This window comes from Methylobacterium sp. Leaf361, from assembly GCF_001424445.1.
Classification (GTDB): Bacteria; Pseudomonadota; Alphaproteobacteria; order Rhizobiales; family Beijerinckiaceae; genus Methylobacterium.
On sequence record NZ_LMPY01000090.1, the window covers coordinates 1 to 2,085 of the forward strand.

The 2,085-nt window shown below is 56.9% G+C and carries 1 protein-coding gene and 3 pseudogenes; all 4 read left to right on the plus strand.

Annotated elements, in window-relative coordinates; all coding sequences use genetic code 11:
• A pseudogene (locus ASG32_RS31930) lies at positions 1–253 on the plus strand (PrkA family serine protein kinase); the annotation flags it as partial.
• A gap of 372 nt (positions 254–625) precedes the next feature.
• The gene (locus ASG32_RS34285; protein ID WP_157862122.1) at positions 626–991 is read left to right on the plus strand and encodes a hypothetical protein; all 366 of its coding nucleotides are present in this window, start codon (positions 626–628) and stop codon (positions 989–991) included.
• A 70-nt stretch (positions 992–1,061) separates the two neighbouring features.
• A pseudogene (locus ASG32_RS31935) lies at positions 1,062–1,657 on the plus strand (PrkA family serine protein kinase); the annotation flags it as partial.
• A gap of 94 nt (positions 1,658–1,751) precedes the next feature.
• Positions 1,752–1,947 (plus strand): annotated as a pseudogene (locus ASG32_RS33195) (DUF444 family protein); the annotation flags it as partial.
• Positions 1,948–2,085 lie beyond the last annotated feature (138 nt).

Here is a 2,085-nt window from a genome sequence, read left to right on the forward strand (position 1 = left end):
CTACGTGATCAAGGTCCCGTACTGCCTGCGCGTCACCGAGGAGCAGCGGATCTACGAGAAGCTGATCTCCGGCTCGGAGCTGTCGGACGCGGCCTGCGCGCCCGGCACGCTGGAGATGCTGGCGCGGTTCTCGGTGCTGTCGCGGCTGCGCGAGCACGCCAATTCCAACGTCTTCTCGAAGATGCGGGTCTACGACGGCGAGAGCCTGCGCGAGGTCGATCCCCGCGCCCGCTCGATGCAGAAATACAAGGATATGGGTCTAAACAAATCCATCGCGGTTTTAGCAGTCATATCCAGCCTGCGAAGACGGTCCAACATGGAAAATTATCGAGGAATTATAAGGGGACCGCCCCAATAAGCATCCGAAACTGATGGAGTCTTCTGAGCTTTACGATGTTAAATTGTAAAGACCGGAAAGTTATGTGCGAAATCCGGTCTTGCGGTCGAAGATAAGTCGACCACAGCAACATATTGGCTGAAAATAAGCCAATCATCATACTAGTGGGGAAGGTCTTCAAAGGTCGTGGGCAAACACGGCCGATCGAAAACCTTCCCCGAGTCGGAGGCTGTCGTTTGCAGACGACAAACCTCCTAGAGCCATCAAACTGAAGCCTGCGAGGACATCATGTTGAGGCCCAGCGGTATTCCTGTCGGGACGCTAGGTGCGTCCGCCGTGACGGCAGGGGCTTACCACCTTATTGAGCTGCCGATCAAACTCTATCCCGATGGGGTGTACCCCTATCTCGGCTTGTGCCACCAAACGGCAATGCTTCTAGAGAGTGCAAGCTGGTCGTTCTTGGTATTTGGCATTGTTCACATATTGTGGCATGTGATTCCTAGTATAGCTCGTGTAATGATCTATACAGGTGTCGCAATTGAGCAATCACATCACAATATTAATAGGAAATTACATTATGCTACGATCAAGATAAGAGAAAATATGGCCAACAAGATCAGCCCGAAAGAGGGGAATAGACACAAAGACGGATGAAAATTTTGTCGATGTATTCGTACCAGATGAACGCCAAGCCGCGGCCAGCGCCGGCAAGAATGCGGATAAGATCTCCACCCGCTTCGCCTTCAAGGTGCTGGCCGCGACCTTAAACCACGACATGATCGAGGTCTCGGCCGATCCGGTGCATCTGATGTACCTGCTGGAGCAATCGCTACTACGCCGCGAGCGGCTCCCGCCCGAGACCGAGAAGAAGTATCTATAATTCATAAGACCGAGCTGGCCCCGCGCTACGCGAAGTTCATCAGCCGCGAGATCCAGAAGGCCTACCTCGAATCGTACCACCATTACGGGCAGAAACTGTTCGACCGGTACATCGACTACGCCGACGCCTGGATCGAGGACCAGGACTTCAAGGACGCCGAGACCGGCCAGCTCCTGAACCAGGAGCTGACCAAGATCGAGAAGCCCGCCGGGATCGCCAACCCGAAGGGTTTCCGCAACAAGGTAGTGGAGTTCGCCCTGCGCTCCCGAGCGCAGCACGGCGACCGCAACCCGAGCTGGACCTCCTACGAGAAGCTGTGCGAGGCGATCGAGCGGCGGATGTTCTCCCAGTTGGAGGAGCTGCTGCCGGTGATCTCGTTCGGCTCCAAGAAGGATGGCGAGACCGAGAAGAAGCACGGCGAGTTCGTCGAGCGCATGGTGGAGGGTGACACGATCAAGCGTCCGCCGGAGCGGCGGTGGCGGGCGCGGCTGCGACGAGGGCGGGGCAAACAGCGAGGAAGCGCTCCGCATCGTGCTGATGTTCTGCCTGATAGACGTGTCCGGCTCGATGATCGAGCACATGATGGACCTCGCCAAACGGTTCTACATCCTGCTGCACATCTTCCTGACGCGCCGCTACCGGCACATCGAGATCATGTTCATTCGCCACAGCGACCGAGGTGGACGAGGAGACCTTCTTCGGTTCTCGGGAGACCGGCGGCGCGCTGGTCTTGTTAGCGCAGATGGACCGGCATTTTAGTGTTGGTGAGTGTTGTTGCCCCCTAAAGACCGGACAGGGTCTCCTGGGTTGATCGGGTGATGAACTCGCGCGGCGAGCGGTAGCCGAGCGCGCGATGAGGATGAAGGTC

What these genes read in the sequence shown, in the direction of transcription:
- ASG32_RS34285 (WP_157862122.1), top strand. Translation starts at nt 626, where the DNA reads ATGTTGAGGCCCAGCGGTATTCCTGTCGGGACGCTAGGTGCGTCCGCC.